This window comes from Bifidobacterium tsurumiense (genome assembly GCF_000741765.1).
GTDB lineage: Bacteria > Actinomycetota > Actinomycetes > Actinomycetales > Bifidobacteriaceae > Bifidobacterium > Bifidobacterium tsurumiense.
The window spans coordinates 250,908-266,525 of the sequence record NZ_JGZU01000015.1 but is presented as its reverse complement, the minus strand read 5'-3'; the positions used below and the strand labels follow the sequence as shown (position 1 = coordinate 266,525).

Below are 15,618 nucleotides of genomic sequence, written 5' to 3'. Positions count from 1 at the left end.
TGTCGTGTTCCTCAATGAAATGCGCCACCAAAGGGTTAACAAAACCTGAGAGGCGGTGCACTTCATTGAGTTTGCAGGACCGAAGGCTTAGAGCATGCAGGATACGCAGCCCTGCACTTCGGTGCCTTCAAGCGCCTGCTGGCGGATGCGGATGTAATACAGGGTCTTGATTCCCTTGCGCCATGCATAGATCTGAGCCTTGTTCAGATCACGAGTGGTGACGGTATCGGGGAAGAACAGCGTCAAAGACAAGCCTTGATCCACATGCTGGGTTGCTTCGGCGTAGGTGTCGACGATAGCCTTCCATCCGATTTCGTATGCATCCTTGAAATATTCCAAGTTGTCGTTGGTCATATATGGCGCCGGGTAGTACACGCGGCCGATCTTGCCCTCTTTGCGGATTTCGATTTTGGAAGCGATCGGGTGGATCGAGCTCGTGGAGTGGTTGATATACGAGATCGAACCAGTCGGAGGAACAGCTTGCAGATTCTGGTTGTAGATGCCGTCGCGCAGGATGCCGTCGCGCAATGCCTCCCAATCGGCAACCGTAGGAATGGCGATGCCGAAACGCTCAAAGAGATCGCGCACGAACTGAGTGCGTGGCTCCAAGGACCTGCTGCCATCGGTGTACTTGTCGAAGTAGTTGCCTTGTCCTGCCGGCTTGGCGTAGGCGCTCGTTTTGAAGCTGGCAAAAGCCTTGCCGCGTTCGGCTGCAATGGCATGAGAGGTCTTGTAGGCATGGAATGCCACGGTCATGAAATACATATCCGTGAAGTCCAGGGCCTCTTCTGAGCCGTATTGCATGCCTTCGCGTGCGAGGAAGCCGTGGAGATTCATCTGCCCCAGGCCGATGGCGTGGCCTTCGTCATTGCCGCGACGGATAGAAGGAACGCTGTCCATGCTGGTGTGATCCGAGACGGATGTGAGAGCGCGGATTGCCGTGGAGACGCTTCCTGCAAGTCCGCCATCCATGGCCTTGGCGATATTCAGCGAACCAAGGTTGCAGGAGATGTCACGACCCACATGGGCATAGGTCAGATCCTCGTTCAAGGCACTTGGCTCCTGCACCTGCAGGATTTCAGAGCACAAATTGGACATGGTGATGCGGCCCTCGATTGGGTTGGCTCGGTTCACGGTGTCTTCGAAGAGGATGTAGGGATATCCGGATTCGAACTGAATCTCGGCGATGGTCATGAAGAATTCGCGCGCATCGATATAGGTCTTGCGAATGCGGTCATCGGCAACCATCTCGTCATAGTGTTCGGTCACGGAGATGTCTGCAAATGGCTTGCCATAGACACGCTCGACATCATAAGGGCTGAACAAGGCCATAGGCTTTTTGGACTTGGCCAATTCAAAGGTGATATCGGGGATGACCACGCCCAGAGCCAGCGACTTGATGCGGATCTTCTCGTCGGCATTCTCGCGCTTGGTGTCCAAGAATCGCATGATGTCAGGGTGATGGGCATTCAGATACACGGCGCCTGCGCCTTGACGCGCACCCAATTGGTTGGCATATGAGAAAGAATCCTCGAGCAGCTTCATCACGGGGACGATGCCGCTTGACTGGTTTTCAATATGCTTGATAGGAGCACCCAATTCGCGCAGGTTACTCAGCAGCAAAGCCACGCCGCCGCCTCGCTTCGAGAGCTGCAGAGCCGCGTTGATACCGCGGGAGATGGATTCCATATTGTCTTCGATGCGAACCAAGAAGCAGCTTACAGGTTCGCCGCGCTGTGCCTTGCCCAGGTTGAGGAAGGTGGGGGTCGCGGGCTGGAAACGTCCTGAAATAATCTCATCGGCATAGGTCAGGGCTTGCTGCTCGTCGCCTGCTGCCAGCTCAAGGGCCACGGCGGCGCTGCGCTGAGGGAAGTCTTCCAGATACTGCTTGCCGTCGAAGGTTTTCAGCGCGTATGAGGTGTAGAACTTGAAAGCGCCGAGGAAGGTGTCGAATTCAAAGCCCAAGGATTCCACATGCTCATAGAAGCTATCGAGGAACTCTGGGGAATACTGCGAAAAGACAGCAGGGTTGTAATACTGCTTATCCAGCAGATAATCCAAGCGCTCGCGAGTGGAATTGAAATGCAAGGTGTTGTTCTTGACATGTCCGTTGACATACTCGCGTTCGGCGGCCTTGTCCTTGTCGAATTGGATCTTGCCGTCCGCGTCATACAGATTCAGCATGGCGTTCAGCGCATGATAATCATGCGCCGGATCATATGCGGAGTCGTCTGCGGAGGTGTTGTCCAGCGACAGCTCGGTGTTATTGGTGATATCCATTGCTTGCTAATATTCCTTCTCTTCGGACTGGTGGCCTTAACTGAGTGCGCAATAACGCCCTCATGAGACGCTATTGCGCTATTCGTTGAATTCACAGGAAAGTCAGTTGTCGTTAGTTATTGCTGACCGTGGCTTCAGGCGTCGCTGCGCCCTGTGCTTCGTCACGGCGTTCCGGGGCAACCTGGCTGTTGCTCTTCTTGAAGAAATCGACGACACCAACTCGAACCTTTTGCACGTCTTCTTTGGTGCCCATCAGTTCGAAATAATACAGGAACGGCACTTCGCATTTCGCCGCAACGATGTCGCCGGCCATGCAGAATGCCTCTCCGAAATTGGTGTTCCCTGACGCGATGACACCGCGAATATACGAGCGGTTATCGGGATCGTTGAGGAACTTTTTGACTTGGATCGGCACGGCTTTTTTGGGATTGCCGCCTCCGTATGTGGGGACCATAATCACATATGGTTCGCGCACTGACAGCGGAGGCTCGTTGGCTCTCAGAGGAATGCGATATACGTTGATTCCCTCGTCCTGAAGGCGGCAGTTGGCGACGAAGCGGGCTGTGTTTTCAGATGCGGAGGAGAAATAGACTATCGCGCCGATGGTTGGTTCTGTTGCAGCGAATTCCGGCGCACTCACGCCAGCACCTGCTGCGCTTGCTCTGCGGTGACCTCGGCTGCGGCATTCTGCTGTGCGAGCTGCTTGATGAGGTCGGGACGGTATCCGGTCCATGATGAATCAGGTGTGATGACGACCGGAGCCTGGCGGAACCCGGCTTCCTGAAGTTGTTCAAGTGTGGAGGGGTTCTCAACGAGATCCACGATGTCGAATGCAATACCCTGCTTGGTGAGCTGGCGCTTGGTTGCTTCGCACTGCGGGCAGCGGGGTTTGGTAAACACGGTAACAGTCATCGTGGCCTCCGAATTACATAGGTGTTGTTTGTTGTCGAATTGCCACAGTACATGATGGGGTGCCTAATGAGAACACCGATTATGGGGGCGTGTCGGCATATTGACCACTATATCTAGTGATTTATTGATGCTGGATGGTTGCTGGGAAACACGCCCGACAACCCCTTGATTTATCAATGCTTTGAGGAGCTGTCCGGGGGTGTGCGGCCCGGAATTCGCATGCGAAACGTCACTACATATCGTGGTGGGCGAATGTGACGCAGTTCACTTGTGGGCAGTGGCGGTGTGGTTGTTGCGCTGCCGTGGGTCGGGTATTTGGAAACGGGGCATATCGTGATGTGGGTGACAGATACGCTATTGGCATAGGATATGGGGGTAAATTACTGCAATCCGTTGGGGTTGAGCGTTAGACTGAAATACGTGAACAGTGTGCCACTTCAGGTGGCAACGGTCGAATCGAAAGGCAAAGCAATGGCTGAAGCGCAAGCAAATATCGGTGTGGTCGGGTTGGCGGCCATGGGCTCGAATCTGGCACGTAATCTGGCGCATCACGGCAATACCGTTGCGGTGTACAACCGCCACTATGATCGCACAGAAACGCTTATGAACGAGCACGGAGACGAAGGCAAGTTCGTGCCTGCTCACACTGTGGAAGAATTCGTCGCATCATTGAGCAAGCCACGCACGGCCATCATCATGGTCAAGGCCGGTGCTCCAACGGATGCCGTTATCGAGGAATTGGCGAATGCCATGGAGCCGGGCGATATCATTGTCGATGGCGGCAATGCCTACTTCCCGGACACCATTCGTCGCGAGAAGGAAATCCGCGCACGCGGTCTGCACTTCGTTGGTTGCGGTGTTTCCGGTGGCGAAGAGGGCGCTTTGAATGGCCCTTCCATGATGCCTGGCGGCACCGAGGAGTCTTGGAAGACTCTTGGCCCGATTCTTGAATCCATTGCGGCTCTGGCTGAAGGTGAGCCCTGCGTCACCCATATCGGCACTGATGGCGCCGGACATTTCGTCAAGATGGTGCATAACGGCATTGAATACGCCGACATGCAGTTGATTGCTGAGAGCTATGACCTTATGCGTCGTGGTCTGGGCATGAGCGCCGGCGAAATCGGCAATGTATTCGCCAAGTGGAATGAAGGCGAGCTGAACTCCTATCTGATCGAGATCACCTCTGAAGTGCTGCGTCAGCAGGATGCAAAGACCGGCAAGCCGCTTGTCGACGTGATCGTCGACCATGCAGGCATGAAGGGCACCGGAACCTGGACCGTGCAGACAGCATTATCGTTGGCAGTGCCGGTTACCGGCATTTCCGAAGCAGTATTCGCCCGCGGATTGTCCAGCCAAGCGGAACAGCGCGAAGAGGCTGCCAAGCAAGAGCTGGCAGGTCCCGAGCAGCGCATTGAATTGGCTCAGTCTGAGCGCGAGGCCTTCATTGAGGACATCCGTCAGGCACTCTATGCCTCCAAGATCGTGGCCTATGCGCAAGGATTCGATGAGATCAATGCCGGAGCGAAGGAATATGGCTGGAATATCGATCAGGCTGCCGTCGCTCGCATTTGGCGTGGCGGCTGCATCATCCGCGCAAAGTTCCTCAACCGCGTCTCTGATGCATTCGAATCCGGTGAGGCCAATATTTCACTGCTGTTTGCTCGGTACTTCAAGGACGCGATTGCTTCTGCCCAGTCGGCATGGCGTCGTGTGGTCGCTCGTGCTGCCGAGAACGGCATTCCTGTTCCGGCATTCTCCAGCTCCCTGTCCTATTACGACGGCCTGCGCTCTGATCGTCTGCCTGCAGCCTTGATCCAAGGTCAGCGCGATCTCTTCGGTGCGCACACCTATCAGCGCGTTGATGAGCCTGGTGTGTTCCACACGCTGTGGGCTGCCGAGGGTCGCCCTGAGATCAAGCAGGACTGATGCATAGCAAAGGTCTTCATTCCGGAACCGCACGGGTATCGGAATAAAGACCATTGTTCATAACAGCGAGGTGCCGTATCCAATGCGGCACCTCGTTTGGTAAGTGGATGGATGACGGTCCAGTCAGGGATCTCTGTGTTATGCCTTGTCGTCAGGTTCAGGGAGTGCGTCCTCGGTGACAATCCAATGATACTCTTCAGTGCCATTGGCGAAGGAAGAAGGATAATCCACATTATTCGGCTTTTCCAGCACATGAGCCAGTGCATTCGCCTTGCCTTCTCCAGCAGTAAGGAACCAGGTGCGTCGCGCCTGTGCCAAGAGTGGAGCGGTGAGTGATACGCGCAGAGGAGGCATCTTGGGGGAGTGATTCACGCCGACGGCCAACCTGTCGGTAATGGTAATCTCATGGTGACCAGGGAAGAGTGAGGCATAGTGTCCGTCTGGTCCCATGCCCATAACCGCGAGATCGAAAATCGGGGACTCTCCGAGCTCCTGTACAAGCTCTTCTTCGTATGCTCGTGCTGCGGAATCCAATGCCGCGTCATTTTCTGCGTCGCTTGCTGAAGCGATTGCGTCTGCAGAGCGGGTATCCGGTGCCATCTCGTGAATATTGGTTTCGGGTAGGTCGCCCTTGGCTACCAGATCATCAAGGAGTGCACGGCGTGCTTGCAGGCTATTTCGGTCATCGCTATCTGCTGGGACGAATCGTTCATCACCCCACCAGAAATGGACTCTCTTCCAGTCAATGCTATCCACGAGTGGGTTATTGGCCATCAATTTCAGGGAAAGAATGCTGTCCGAACCGCCGGTCAGAATCACGTTGACACGTTCGCGAATGCGGCGGCCATGCGCATCGCGCTCATTGAGATCCTCTGCAACGGCGAGCAAAGTGCGTTGCGCTCCTGCTTGGGCAACGGTTCCTTTGTCTGGATAAACGAATACATGCGGTTTCATAGTGGACTCCTTCACAGTGTTTGAATGAATATTGTTCTGTTTTCAGGCTATTCCTGAGCGTGCTCAACGATGAGCGTTTGCACGGTCGTATTCGAATGCATGGCACGCCAACGAGCGATATGAATAAGCCGTTTCGCTAGTAATACATGGCGAAACGGCTTATTCATGGGTTTATGCATCTCGGATATCAGGCGTGGGTGAGATCCCAGCCGGTGTTGATGACATCGGCATACACCTGATCGAGATCAATGCGTCGCAATTCCTCACTCAAGCAGTCTTCGAGTGTGCGGATAGGAACGGAAATCGGCTGAGGGGTTTGCCCCGGGAAGCTGATAACCGCATGATCCTCATGTGGACGCTCCAGCGAAACCACGCCGTCCTCTCGGGTGAAATACACACCGGTGACGGCTTCGGCATCCTCGACAACCTCGTATTTCACCGGCACGCCCAACTTCAGGCGCAACCAAGCCAACAGGAGTTCCGAAGGCAAGAAGTCCGCCGGTCCGCTCACCTTCACTTCGGTAATCGGCAGATGCGGTGGTTGATCAAGCAAGGATGCAAGCATTGCGCGCCATACTGTCACGCGGGTCCATGAGAGATCCACATCCTCAGGTGACCAGTGGCGGCGCAGACGTTCGACGGTGGCCTCCGGGTTATTGGAACGCATCGCATCGGTGATACGGCTGCCGGCCATCGCTCCGAGCGGATCCTGTGCGGGATTCGCCGGAGGATTGGTGGGCCACCAAGCGACAATCGGAGTATCGGCGACCAGCAAGGGCATGACCAGGGTGTCAGGATGCTCAATCAATCCGTTGCGCGGATACAGAATGATGATTTCGCCGGCCCCTGCGTCTGCGCCGAAACGCACCTGTGCATTCAGATTTGAATCATCTTCGCAGGCTTTGAGATCCGGATTGTGATCCGGAACGACGGCGATAACGCGGCAAGGATGTTCGCGGCTTGCGGCGTTGGCCACTTCCAAGGCATCCTCGAGCTCTTCTGCATCTGTCTCGATGAGAAGCGTCAGCACACGGCCGATAGCGGCTTCTCCGCGTTCCTCGTGCAATTCGTCGATTTTATGCGAGATATCGCGAGTGCGCGTATTCGGCATATCGATAATCATGGCATCCTCCAATGGCGTCCATCGTTAGCCAGCATCTCATCGGCTTCGGCAGGTCCCCATGTGCCGGAACGGTAAGGCTGGGGCTGTCCAAGTGTGGCCCAGTACTGTTCGATAGGGTCAAGAATCTTCCAGCTGAGATTGACCTCTTCTGTGGTCGGGAACAGAGGCGGGTCGCCGAGCAGAACGTCCAGAATCAAGCGTTCATATGCCTCGGGAGAGCTCTCGGTGAAAGAACGGCCATAGCTGAAGTCCATCGAAACATCGCGGACCTCGAATGCGGAGCCACCTGGCACCTTGGCGCCGAATCGCATGGTGACACCTTCATCAGGCTGCACGCGAATCACAATGGAATTATTGCCAAGTTCACGAACCGCAGTGCTTTCGAAAGGCAGATGCGGAGCGCGCTTAAATACCACGGCGATTTCCGTGACACGCTTGCCCAAGCGCTTGCCGGTGCGCAGGTAGAAGGGGACGCCAGCCCAACGGCGGGTGTCTACGTCAAGGCGAATCGCGGCGTAGGTTTCTGTGGTGCTGGAAGGGTCGATGCCTTTTTCATCCAGATAACCTGCCACTTCGTGGGAGCCCTGCCATCCGGCTGCATACTGTCCACGAGCGGTGTGGGCGGAGAGGTCCTTCGGCAGGCGAACTGCTGAAAGCACCTTGGTCTTTTCTGCAGTCAGGTCGGCGGCGGAGAAGCTCACCGGTTCTTCCATTGCAGTGAGGGCCATCAACTGCAGCAAGTGGTTCTGAATCACATCGCGTGCGGCGCCGATGCCATCGTAATAGCCTGCGCGGCCGCCGATGCCTATGTCTTCTGCCATGGTGATCTGAACGTGATCCACATAGTTGGCATTCCATATCGGCTCGTACATCGAATTGGCAAAGCGAAGGGCCAGCAGGTTCTGTACTGTTTCCTTGCCGATATAGTGGTCGATGCGGAACACCGAGCTCGGGTCGAAGACCTCGGAGACCACGCGGTCGAGTTCCTTGGCGCTCTCCAAGTCGTGGCCGAAAGGCTTTTCGATAATGACCCTGCGCCATGCGCCTTCCGATGAACGGGATAGGCCGGAAGCGGAGAGCTGCTTGGAAACGGTGGGGAATGCGCGAGGGGGCACGGACATATAGAAGGCGTGGTTGCCGCGTGTGCCGCGGTCGCGGTCGAGTTCCTGCACGGTTTCGCTCAACCGCTCGAATGCGGCCGGGTCATCGAAGGTGCCTTGCACGAAGCGGATGCCTTCGGCAAGATTGCGCCAAGTCGATTCACGGAACGGCGTGCGGCAATGCTCTTGCACGGCCTTCTTGACGAATTCGATAAACTGCTCGTTGCTCCAGTCACGACGGGCAAAGCCTGTCAGACCGAAGCTCGGAGGTAGCAGACCACGGTTCGCGAGGTCATACACGGCTGGTAGCAATTTCTTCTGCGCCAAATCGCCCGTGACGCCGAAAATAACCAGACTGCAAGGGCCGGCAATGCGCGGAAGTCGCAAATCCTGCGGGTCGCGCAGAGGGTTAGTCCAGGTAATGGAGTCATTCATGCTTCTATCGTAATGCTGTCAGCATATCCGCTACGAAAAAATCGCGTATCGTGAACAGTTGACGACATGTCGAGACTCAGTGTGAGTGCTACCCACCAGGTAGTCTTGCTGTTTGCGACGGTGTGAAGCAGGGTGGCCCCAGGCGACTAGATTGGTTTCAAGAAAGGCCCGGCAAAGCTGCCGAAGATTTGCCGTACGTTAGGCTTGGGAAGACACTCGTTAAGTTCGTAATGCAAAGGATGTGTAGTTTGGCTCGTAAGGCAACGATTAAGGATGTGGCAGCACAGGCTGAAGTCTCGGTCGCCACGGTATCCTTGGTACTCAATGGGCGTCCTGCCCGTGTTGCCGATACCACGCGTGAGCGTATCTTCCAGGCGGCACGGGAATTGCACTATGTGCCGAATCAGAATGCGCGAAGTCTGGTGACGAATGAGTCAAAGCTCATTGCGCTTATTGTGCCGGATATTGAGAATCTGTTCTTTATTGCCTTGGCAAAATCCTTGGAAGATTTGTGCTCGGCAGAGGGGTATTCGTTGATTATTGCCGGCTCCGATGATTCTCGCATTGCAGAACATAATTTGATGAATAAGCTGTCTTCTCGCGGGGTTGACGGCATCTTCCTTATCGCCACTCGGCAGTCGACTGCCCATGAGGAAGGCTTGCGTGAGGATGTGCAGCATTTGGATTGCCCCGTGGTGCTCATCGATCGCCTTGCGGATAGCCATTGGTGCGATGGGGTTGGCTTTAACAACAGGCATGGGGGATATCTTGCGGCCATGCATTTGCTGGAAGCGGGTCATCGTCGTATCGGCTGCGTAAGCGGGGATATCGGCGAAGGCAATGCAAATGCGCGGCGGCAAGGTTTTTTGGATGCGCTCGCGGAATGGGGAGTGAGCGCGGAACCTTCTTTATTGGTTGAAGGCGATTATCGATTCGCGAGTGGTTATGCGGCAGCCGATCAACTTATTGATAATGGTGCCACGGCTGTGTTCTGCGCCAACGATTTGATGGCAGCGGGCTTTATGGGGCGGCTTTCGGAGCGCAAACTGAGCGTTCCTGACGATATTTCTTTGGTCGGCTATGACAATGTGGTCCGCCGATTTGGAGTAATGCCGGAGATTACGGCAGTTGATCAGAACGTAGATGCGATGGCCGCGAAGTGCTATCGCATTATCGCTGATCGTATTGGTGATGCTAATAGTGCGCGGCAAAATACTGCGACCGTCAGCAAGCCATGGTTGGCCGAACCTATGAGTGAGATTCTTTTGCCGACTTTGGTTGTGCGTGACACAGTTCGGCCGGTGCTTGTCAATGGGGACGGCGCAGTTGGGCTTTAATGCCGCAATGATATAGGGTAAGGAATTCGGTTCGCATTAACCTATTCCTATTGGCAGACGTGTTTGCTAGAAGATGCGGTATTCGTCTAAAAGCCAGTCGGTAACAGGGGCAATCTGAATCCCTTGTTCGTCGGTGCCGGTGTTCCATCCATCAAGCGTGAGCACTATTCGTGGGAAGGCATCGTTGAGTTTTTGCAAAGGACGAAGTTCCCGTTCTCTTGTGGCATCATCCAGCATCGATAACGTCACTTGAATGTACGCACGATTTGGTGATCTTTCGGCCACGAAATCAACTTCTTCGCTTCCGTTATTTCCAACGTTTATCGTGTATCCACGTCGTTTGAGTTCGAGGAAAACTATACCTTCGAGCTGCGCTCCAAGGTCACTGGTGCGGAAACCATTTGCAAGGTTTCGGAAACCGTTATCTACCGGATAGTATTTGTTAGTTGGTCTCAGTATTTTCTTTCCGCTAATGCCCACTTGTTCTGCTCGATAGACGATGTATGCGCGTTCTAGAGCTTGTATATAGGTGTCGACTGTCTTGACATTGGCAGGGGTTCCTGCGCTTGTAAGCGTATTTGATACATTTCGTGTGGAGAAAAGGGTGCCTGATGTAGAAAAGAGGTATTTGCAGACGGTGTTGAGCATGCCTAAATCACGGATGTTGTTACGTTCGGCAACATCTTTTACCACAACAGAGTCATATATTCCGTCTAATTGCTCACGTACGGTATCTAAACTCGGCATCTCTTGTTTATATAAGCCGGGCATGCCGCCATACCTCATATAATCCGCGAAGTCTTGTGCAATGGTTGTTTGGCTCTCGGATGCATTTCGGTAGTGGGCATATTCTTCGAATGAAAGCGGGAATACCGGAATCTCCGCATACCTTCCTGCAAGGTAGGTGGCGAGATCTCCTGAAAGCAATTGAGAGTTGGAGCCGGTAATATACACATCGGTATTCGGGCGTGTGTGCAGCCGCCGTACAACTCTTTCCCAACCATCAACGTCTTGGATTTCATCGAGAAATACGTAAAAAGGCTCAGCGGAGTTAGCGTGTTTGAATGCGTTTTGTAGATCCTCATACAGATTTGATGCATTGTATCCAAGTGGAATATCGAAAGAATCAAACCTTTTAGCAAAAATGTTGTCCTGCGAGACTCCCTCATCCTTCAGCTGTTGTACAAACATTTGCAGGAGAGTGGACTTACCGCAGCGGCGCACACCGGTAAGAACTTTTACGGGCTCGGTGTCTCTATGCTGGCTAAGTTTTGCAAGAAGTTGAGTACGCGGAATGAATACGTCTTTGCTGCTCATAAATATGTATTATAATCCACAAATCATGTGAAATGATCCCGATTGTGTGTTTTATTATTCAAAGCCATGGTCACGTTTAGGCCTATCCCAGACCTTCAAACAGAGCCGAAAGCTTGGTGAAGGGGCTATTGATTTGAGGGAGATAAAACATGCTAATGCCGGTCCTTTGTTCCTTTTCAATTATGTTGGGTGTATTTATGGACGCCTGTCGTTTACCGATCCTCTACGACACGCCGTCTCTCGCTTACTGGACGCTTTTGGTAAAACGTTTTATCATCATATCGAGTCGAGGCATATCGAGGTACGCTTGTGCCCGCTACGGTGTTGTTTGCGAACTTCATCGTATGAGTCGTGTGGGCCAAGTTGCCGGTGCTGATCTTATGCGGTTGATGAGTGGCGTAACCATGCACCAGCCGCCGGATCGGGGATGTGCCGACAGGCCGATGCAACGCATTCGATGAGGGGTGTGGCATCGACCGCCCTCAACGAAGAAAGGTACGACAGTGAAAAAGAAGCTCATCCTTGACCTTGACACGGGCGTCGATGATGCACTTGCCATCTCCTATGCCTTGGGCAGCCCTGAAGTGGAGCTTATCGGCATAACCGGGACCTATGGCAATGTGTTGCTTGAACAAGGCGTGCGCAATGCGCTGGCCATCACCGATTTGCTGGGGCATCCAGAGGTGAAGGTATACAAGGGATTGTCTCACTCAAGCACCACCGATTCCTTTGAGGTGCTTGATATCTCGGCGTTTATCCACGGCAAGAACGGCATCGGTGATGTCGACATTCCTGACTCCTCCCGCGAAGCAGAAGAGCAATCGGCTGTGGATTTCATCATTGATGCGGTCAAGACCTATGGCAAGGATTTGATCTATGTTCCTACCGGTCCTATGACCAATATTGCCGCGGCTTTGGCCAAGGCTCCGGAAATCAAGGATGAGATCGGTGGCATCGTTTTGATGGGCGGTGCATTGACGGTTCCGGGCAATGTGAATGCATGGACCGAAGCCAATATTTCCCAGGATCCTGACGCTGCCAATATCTTGTTCCGTTCAGGGGCTCCAGCTACCATGATCGGTTTGGATGTTACTCTGCAAACCTTGCTCACCTATAAGGAAACGCAGCAATGGCGTGATCTGGGCACCAAGGCAGGTGCCTTCCTCGCTGATATGACCGACTTCTATATCAAGGCATATGAGACGACGGCGCCACATTTGGGTGGCTGTGGTCTGCATGATCCTCTGGCAGCTGGTGTCGCAGTGGATCCTTCGCTTGTAAACACTCTTGCCATCAATATGCAGGTGGATGTGGAAGGCGCAACCCGCGGTCGCACAATAGGCAATCCCGAAAAACTCAATGATCCGAACAAGACCATGAAGGTCGCGGCGGGCGTTGACGTCCCACGATTCCTGAACGAGTTCATGACCCGCATCACCAATCTGGCACGCCAGGCAGCGTGAAGGCGTCCAGTAGTAGCGCTGCAATATTCAAGTCAATCTTCGACATTAGAGGAAGGTAATAATGGCACAGGAAAACACTGCTGCTGTTCAATCGGATGATGTGGATGCCGCCACCAATGCGATGGCCATTCGCGCTCTGATCCCCCTGTTGATTACGTTTATTTTGGGAACCTTGTGTTTACAAGGATTCAATCTAGTTTTTGAACAAGTTGGATCCGATGTAGGCGCGTCCGCAGGCCAGGCGTCATTGATCACCGCTTTACCTGGAATCGTGTTGGGCATCGTCTGCTTCATTTACGGTTCGTTGGGTGATTTCGTTTCACTGAAGAAGCTGGTTGTTGTCGGATTGGTGACGCTTTTGGTCGGCTCACTGTTCGGATTTATCGCGAACTTCTTCTTCTCCTCCAATCTGTGGACTGTTATCATTGCACGTGTTTTGCAAACCGCAGGCGAGCAGGTGGCAGGTTCGGCATATTTGGTGGTTGCAACCAAATATCTGAGGAACTCACTCAAGGTGGTATTCTTCGGTCTGTTTACGGCCGGTTATCAGCTTTCGGCATCCATCGGTGTGTTTGCGGCCGGTTGGTTGAGCACCATTCATTGGCAATACCTCTTCCTTATTCCTTCTGTCACCATCCTCTTCCTGCCGATGCTGTTAAAGAATCTGCCAGATCAGAATGGCAGCGGCGACAAGGTTGATGGCTGGGGCTTCGCCATTTTCGGCGTGGCAACTGCATTCCTTACCTTGTTCTTCTCATACAGCAATTGGTGGCTACTGGGAGTTGCATTTGTGCTGTTCGTTGTATTCGGCATTTACATCAACAAGGCCGGCAACCCATTTGTTACTCCGGATTTCTTCAAAAACACTCGATGGATCATGGCCATCAGCTTGATTGCCGTGTTCTACTTCGTCAACTACTGCATTTCTCCTATTTTCAATGCAATCGCTCGTGACGTGTATGGCATGGAGACTTCGACGGTTTCCAACTACTTGGTTTGGGCATTCGTCGTGGCTGCAATCGTGGGTACTTCCTCGGGTGCAATCATCGGCAAGATTGGACGCCAGACTGCTTTGATCACTGCTGGGTGCCTTATGCTCATCGGCTTTGTGGGCTCGGCTCTTGCAGTAAACGCAGGGTTCCTCACGCTGACTCTCATGGCATGTGTGTTCTACGCAGGCACCGGCCTCATGTATTCACCAGTGGTCTCCACTGTTCTGGACACCTTGCCGAAGGAAGAGTCCGGACGAGGTGTTGGCATGAACGATCTGATCATGAATGTCACCGCTTCTATCGGTATTTCCGTTATCGGCGGCATGATGAGCACTGCCGGCAATGCAAGCGGAAGCCTGATCGGTGCAACCGGTGCAGCTGCAGGATATTCCAATTTATTGCTGATCTGTGGCGGGGTCATTCTGCTCGGCCTGATTGTGTTCTTGGTATTCCGCAAGAGGATTTATTCAGACAGCCAAGCCTGATCAGTGCTGACGCCAATTCATCAAGCACTGCGATTCGGGTGGCTTGGAAACAGATTCTTCTGGGTCACCCGCGCATTGCACATCTCAACATGCATAGTTGCTGAAGATCTGAGTCATCGACAGTCCTTGGAAAGGAAAGAGTAATGAGCGAACAATCCGCTTTGAACCTATTGGATCGCATTAACGGCACCATTTCCGTTGTGGGATCGATGAATGCTGACTACACTGTCACCACTGATCGCCTTCCAGGGCCTGGTGAAACGGTGAATGGTGGAGCTCTGCAGATACTTCCAGGTGGCAAGTCCGGCAACCAGGCTGCGGCTGCTGCGAAAATCGGTGCCCATGTACAGATGTTCGGTGCAGTGGGATCCGATGATAATGCGGTTTTCCTGATCAATAATCTCGACAATGCAGGTGTTGACACTTCGCATATCCGACGCGTGCTCGGCCCTAGTGGCACCACGGTGATAACTGTGGATGCGCATGGCGAAAACACCATCGTGTATTCCCCTGGTTCCAATGCGCAGGTTAGCGTTGAATATGTTGAGTCAATGCGCGAGGTCTTGGGCAAATCCAAGGTATTGGGGCTGTGCTTGGAAAGCCCTATGGAGACGGTGACTGCTTGCGCCAAGATGTGCCATGAGATGGGCATTACGGTGTTGCTGAATAACTCCCCATTCGTTCCTTCACTCCCGCCAGAATTGGTGGCAGCTGCTGATGTGCTGCTCGTCAATGAGCATGAGATGGCACAGATGCTGGGTATCGATGAGCCTTCCGATGGCGACTGGAATGCTTTTGATTGGCATATGGCGGCGGAACACATGCAGAAGTATGGTTTCGAGCGCGCTATCGTCACCTTGGGTGCTGAAGGCTCGATGGTCCTTGACTCGACCTCTGATGAGCCGGTTAAGCGTATCCAGCCGGTGAAGGTCAATGCCGTGGATACCACAGGAAGCGGCGATGCCTTTATGGGCACTGTGCTTGCTGGTCTGTCTTCAGGTTTGAGCTTGCATGAGTCAGCCAGCCTTGCATCTTATGTTGCGGCATATGCTGCGGCTGGTTATGGTGCCCAGGCTTCATACGGCACTGCTGCGCAGATTCGAAAGGCCTTTGAAGGCTGAATTGCGGATCGGCGATATGGCTGATGCTGTGGTTGCGGAATGATTTTAGCGGGGGATTGGCCGTATGATATCGGTTGATCCCCCGCTTCATATTGCTGATTCATGGTGATTGAGTCGGATTGGATTATGCGCGGTTGAATTCTGCGGTGGCTGAACTCCTCGTGGGCTCAGCT

Annotated in this window: 12 protein-coding genes; 5 read left to right on the top strand and 7 right to left on the bottom strand. The window is 53.5% G+C overall.

Annotation, left to right across the window (positions count from 1 at the left end):
* Nucleotides 1-87: 87 nt before the first annotated feature.
* From nrdE to nrdH, 3 genes are all read right to left on the bottom strand, one after another.
* Nucleotides 88-2,280, bottom strand: a complete 2,193-nt coding sequence (nrdE, locus tag BITS_RS07005) for a class 1b ribonucleoside-diphosphate reductase subunit alpha (protein WP_026641682.1) — start codon at nucleotides 2,278-2,280, stop codon at nucleotides 88-90.
* Nucleotides 2,281-2,392: 112 nt separating this feature from the next.
* A complete protein-coding gene (nrdI, locus tag BITS_RS07000; protein WP_238556564.1) occupies nucleotides 2,393-2,920 on the bottom strand; it encodes a class Ib ribonucleoside-diphosphate reductase assembly flavoprotein NrdI in 528 nt (175 codons plus the stop codon).
* Complete coding sequence (nrdH, locus tag BITS_RS06995) at nucleotides 2,917-3,192, bottom strand: glutaredoxin-like protein NrdH (protein WP_026641681.1); 276 nt, start codon at nucleotides 3,190-3,192, stop codon at nucleotides 2,917-2,919. The genes nrdI and nrdH overlap by 4 nt, the downstream gene beginning before the upstream one ends.
* A gap of 471 nt (nucleotides 3,193-3,663) precedes the next feature.
* Between nrdH and gndA the strand changes: the two genes are divergently transcribed.
* Complete coding sequence (gndA, locus tag BITS_RS06990) at nucleotides 3,664-5,118, top strand: NADP-dependent phosphogluconate dehydrogenase (RefSeq protein ID WP_026641680.1); 1,455 nt, start codon at nucleotides 3,664-3,666, stop codon at nucleotides 5,116-5,118.
* A 138-nt stretch (nucleotides 5,119-5,256) separates the two neighbouring features.
* On the opposite strand, the gene pgl is transcribed toward gndA, so the two are convergent.
* The 3 genes from pgl to zwf all read right to left on the bottom strand — a co-directional run bounded on the left by pgl (nucleotide 5,257) and on the right by zwf (nucleotide 8,730).
* Complete coding sequence (gene pgl, locus BITS_RS06985; RefSeq protein ID WP_034533482.1) at nucleotides 5,257-6,072, bottom strand: 6-phosphogluconolactonase; 816 nt, start codon at nucleotides 6,070-6,072, stop codon at nucleotides 5,257-5,259.
* Between the two features lie 187 nt (nucleotides 6,073-6,259).
* Nucleotides 6,260-7,195 (bottom strand): glucose-6-phosphate dehydrogenase assembly protein OpcA, encoded by a 936-nt coding sequence (locus tag BITS_RS06980; RefSeq protein ID WP_026641678.1) that lies wholly within the window; start codon nucleotides 7,193-7,195, stop codon nucleotides 6,260-6,262.
* Complete coding sequence (gene zwf / locus BITS_RS06975; RefSeq protein ID WP_026641677.1) at nucleotides 7,192-8,730, bottom strand: glucose-6-phosphate dehydrogenase; 1,539 nt, start codon at nucleotides 8,728-8,730, stop codon at nucleotides 7,192-7,194. Before zwf ends, BITS_RS06980 begins: the two co-directional genes overlap by 4 nt.
* Nucleotides 8,731-8,978: 248 nt before the next feature.
* Here zwf and BITS_RS06970 point away from each other — a divergent pair, with 248 nt between their 5' ends.
* Nucleotides 8,979-10,067, top strand: coding sequence for a LacI family DNA-binding transcriptional regulator (locus BITS_RS06970; RefSeq protein ID WP_026641676.1), 1,089 nt, complete (start codon nucleotides 8,979-8,981; stop codon nucleotides 10,065-10,067).
* Nucleotides 10,068-10,133: 66 nt separating this feature from the next.
* Here BITS_RS06970 and BITS_RS06965 read toward each other — a convergent pair whose 3' ends face one another.
* The gene (locus tag BITS_RS06965) at nucleotides 10,134-11,384 is read right to left on the bottom strand and encodes an ATP-binding protein (protein WP_034533481.1); all 1,251 of its coding nucleotides are present in this window, start codon (nucleotides 11,382-11,384) and stop codon (nucleotides 10,134-10,136) included.
* A gap of 464 nt (nucleotides 11,385-11,848) precedes the next feature.
* On the opposite strand from BITS_RS06965, the gene BITS_RS06960 reads away from it, so the two are divergent.
* The 3 genes from BITS_RS06960 (at nucleotide 11,849) to BITS_RS06950 (ending at nucleotide 15,445) form a co-directional block, all read left to right on the top strand.
* Nucleotides 11,849-12,847, top strand: a complete 999-nt coding sequence (locus tag BITS_RS06960; protein WP_044259647.1) for a nucleoside hydrolase — start codon at nucleotides 11,849-11,851, stop codon at nucleotides 12,845-12,847.
* 61 nt (nucleotides 12,848-12,908) lie between these two features.
* A complete protein-coding gene (locus BITS_RS06955; RefSeq protein ID WP_044259645.1) occupies nucleotides 12,909-14,324 on the top strand; it encodes an MFS transporter in 1,416 nt (471 codons plus the stop codon).
* 143 nt (nucleotides 14,325-14,467) lie between these two features.
* Complete coding sequence (locus BITS_RS06950; RefSeq protein WP_026641672.1) at nucleotides 14,468-15,445, top strand: ribokinase; 978 nt, start codon at nucleotides 14,468-14,470, stop codon at nucleotides 15,443-15,445.
* Nucleotides 15,446-15,618: the final 173 nt, after the last annotated feature.

What these genes read in the sequence shown, in the direction of transcription:
- BITS_RS06950 (WP_026641672.1), top strand. Translation starts at nt 14,468, where the DNA reads ATGAGCGAACAATCCGCTTTGAACCTATTGGATCGCATTAACGGCACC.
- pgl (WP_034533482.1), bottom strand. Translation starts at nt 6,072, where the DNA reads ATGAAACCGCATGTATTCGTTTATCCAGACAAAGGAACCGTTGCCCAA.
- zwf (WP_026641677.1), bottom strand. Translation starts at nt 8,730, where the DNA reads ATGAATGACTCCATTACCTGGACTAACCCTCTGCGCGACCCGCAGGAT.
- nrdH (WP_026641681.1), bottom strand. Translation starts at nt 3,192, where the DNA reads ATGACTGTTACCGTGTTTACCAAACCCCGCTGCCCGCAGTGCGAAGCA.
- gndA (WP_026641680.1), top strand. Translation starts at nt 3,664, where the DNA reads ATGGCTGAAGCGCAAGCAAATATCGGTGTGGTCGGGTTGGCGGCCATG.
- nrdE (WP_026641682.1), bottom strand. Translation starts at nt 2,280, where the DNA reads ATGGATATCACCAATAACACCGAGCTGTCGCTGGACAACACCTCCGCA.
- BITS_RS06980 (WP_026641678.1), bottom strand. Translation starts at nt 7,195, where the DNA reads ATGATTATCGATATGCCGAATACGCGCACTCGCGATATCTCGCATAAA.
- BITS_RS06965 (WP_034533481.1), bottom strand. Translation starts at nt 11,384, where the DNA reads ATGAGCAGCAAAGACGTATTCATTCCGCGTACTCAACTTCTTGCAAAA.
- BITS_RS06955 (WP_044259645.1), top strand. Translation starts at nt 12,909, where the DNA reads ATGGCACAGGAAAACACTGCTGCTGTTCAATCGGATGATGTGGATGCC.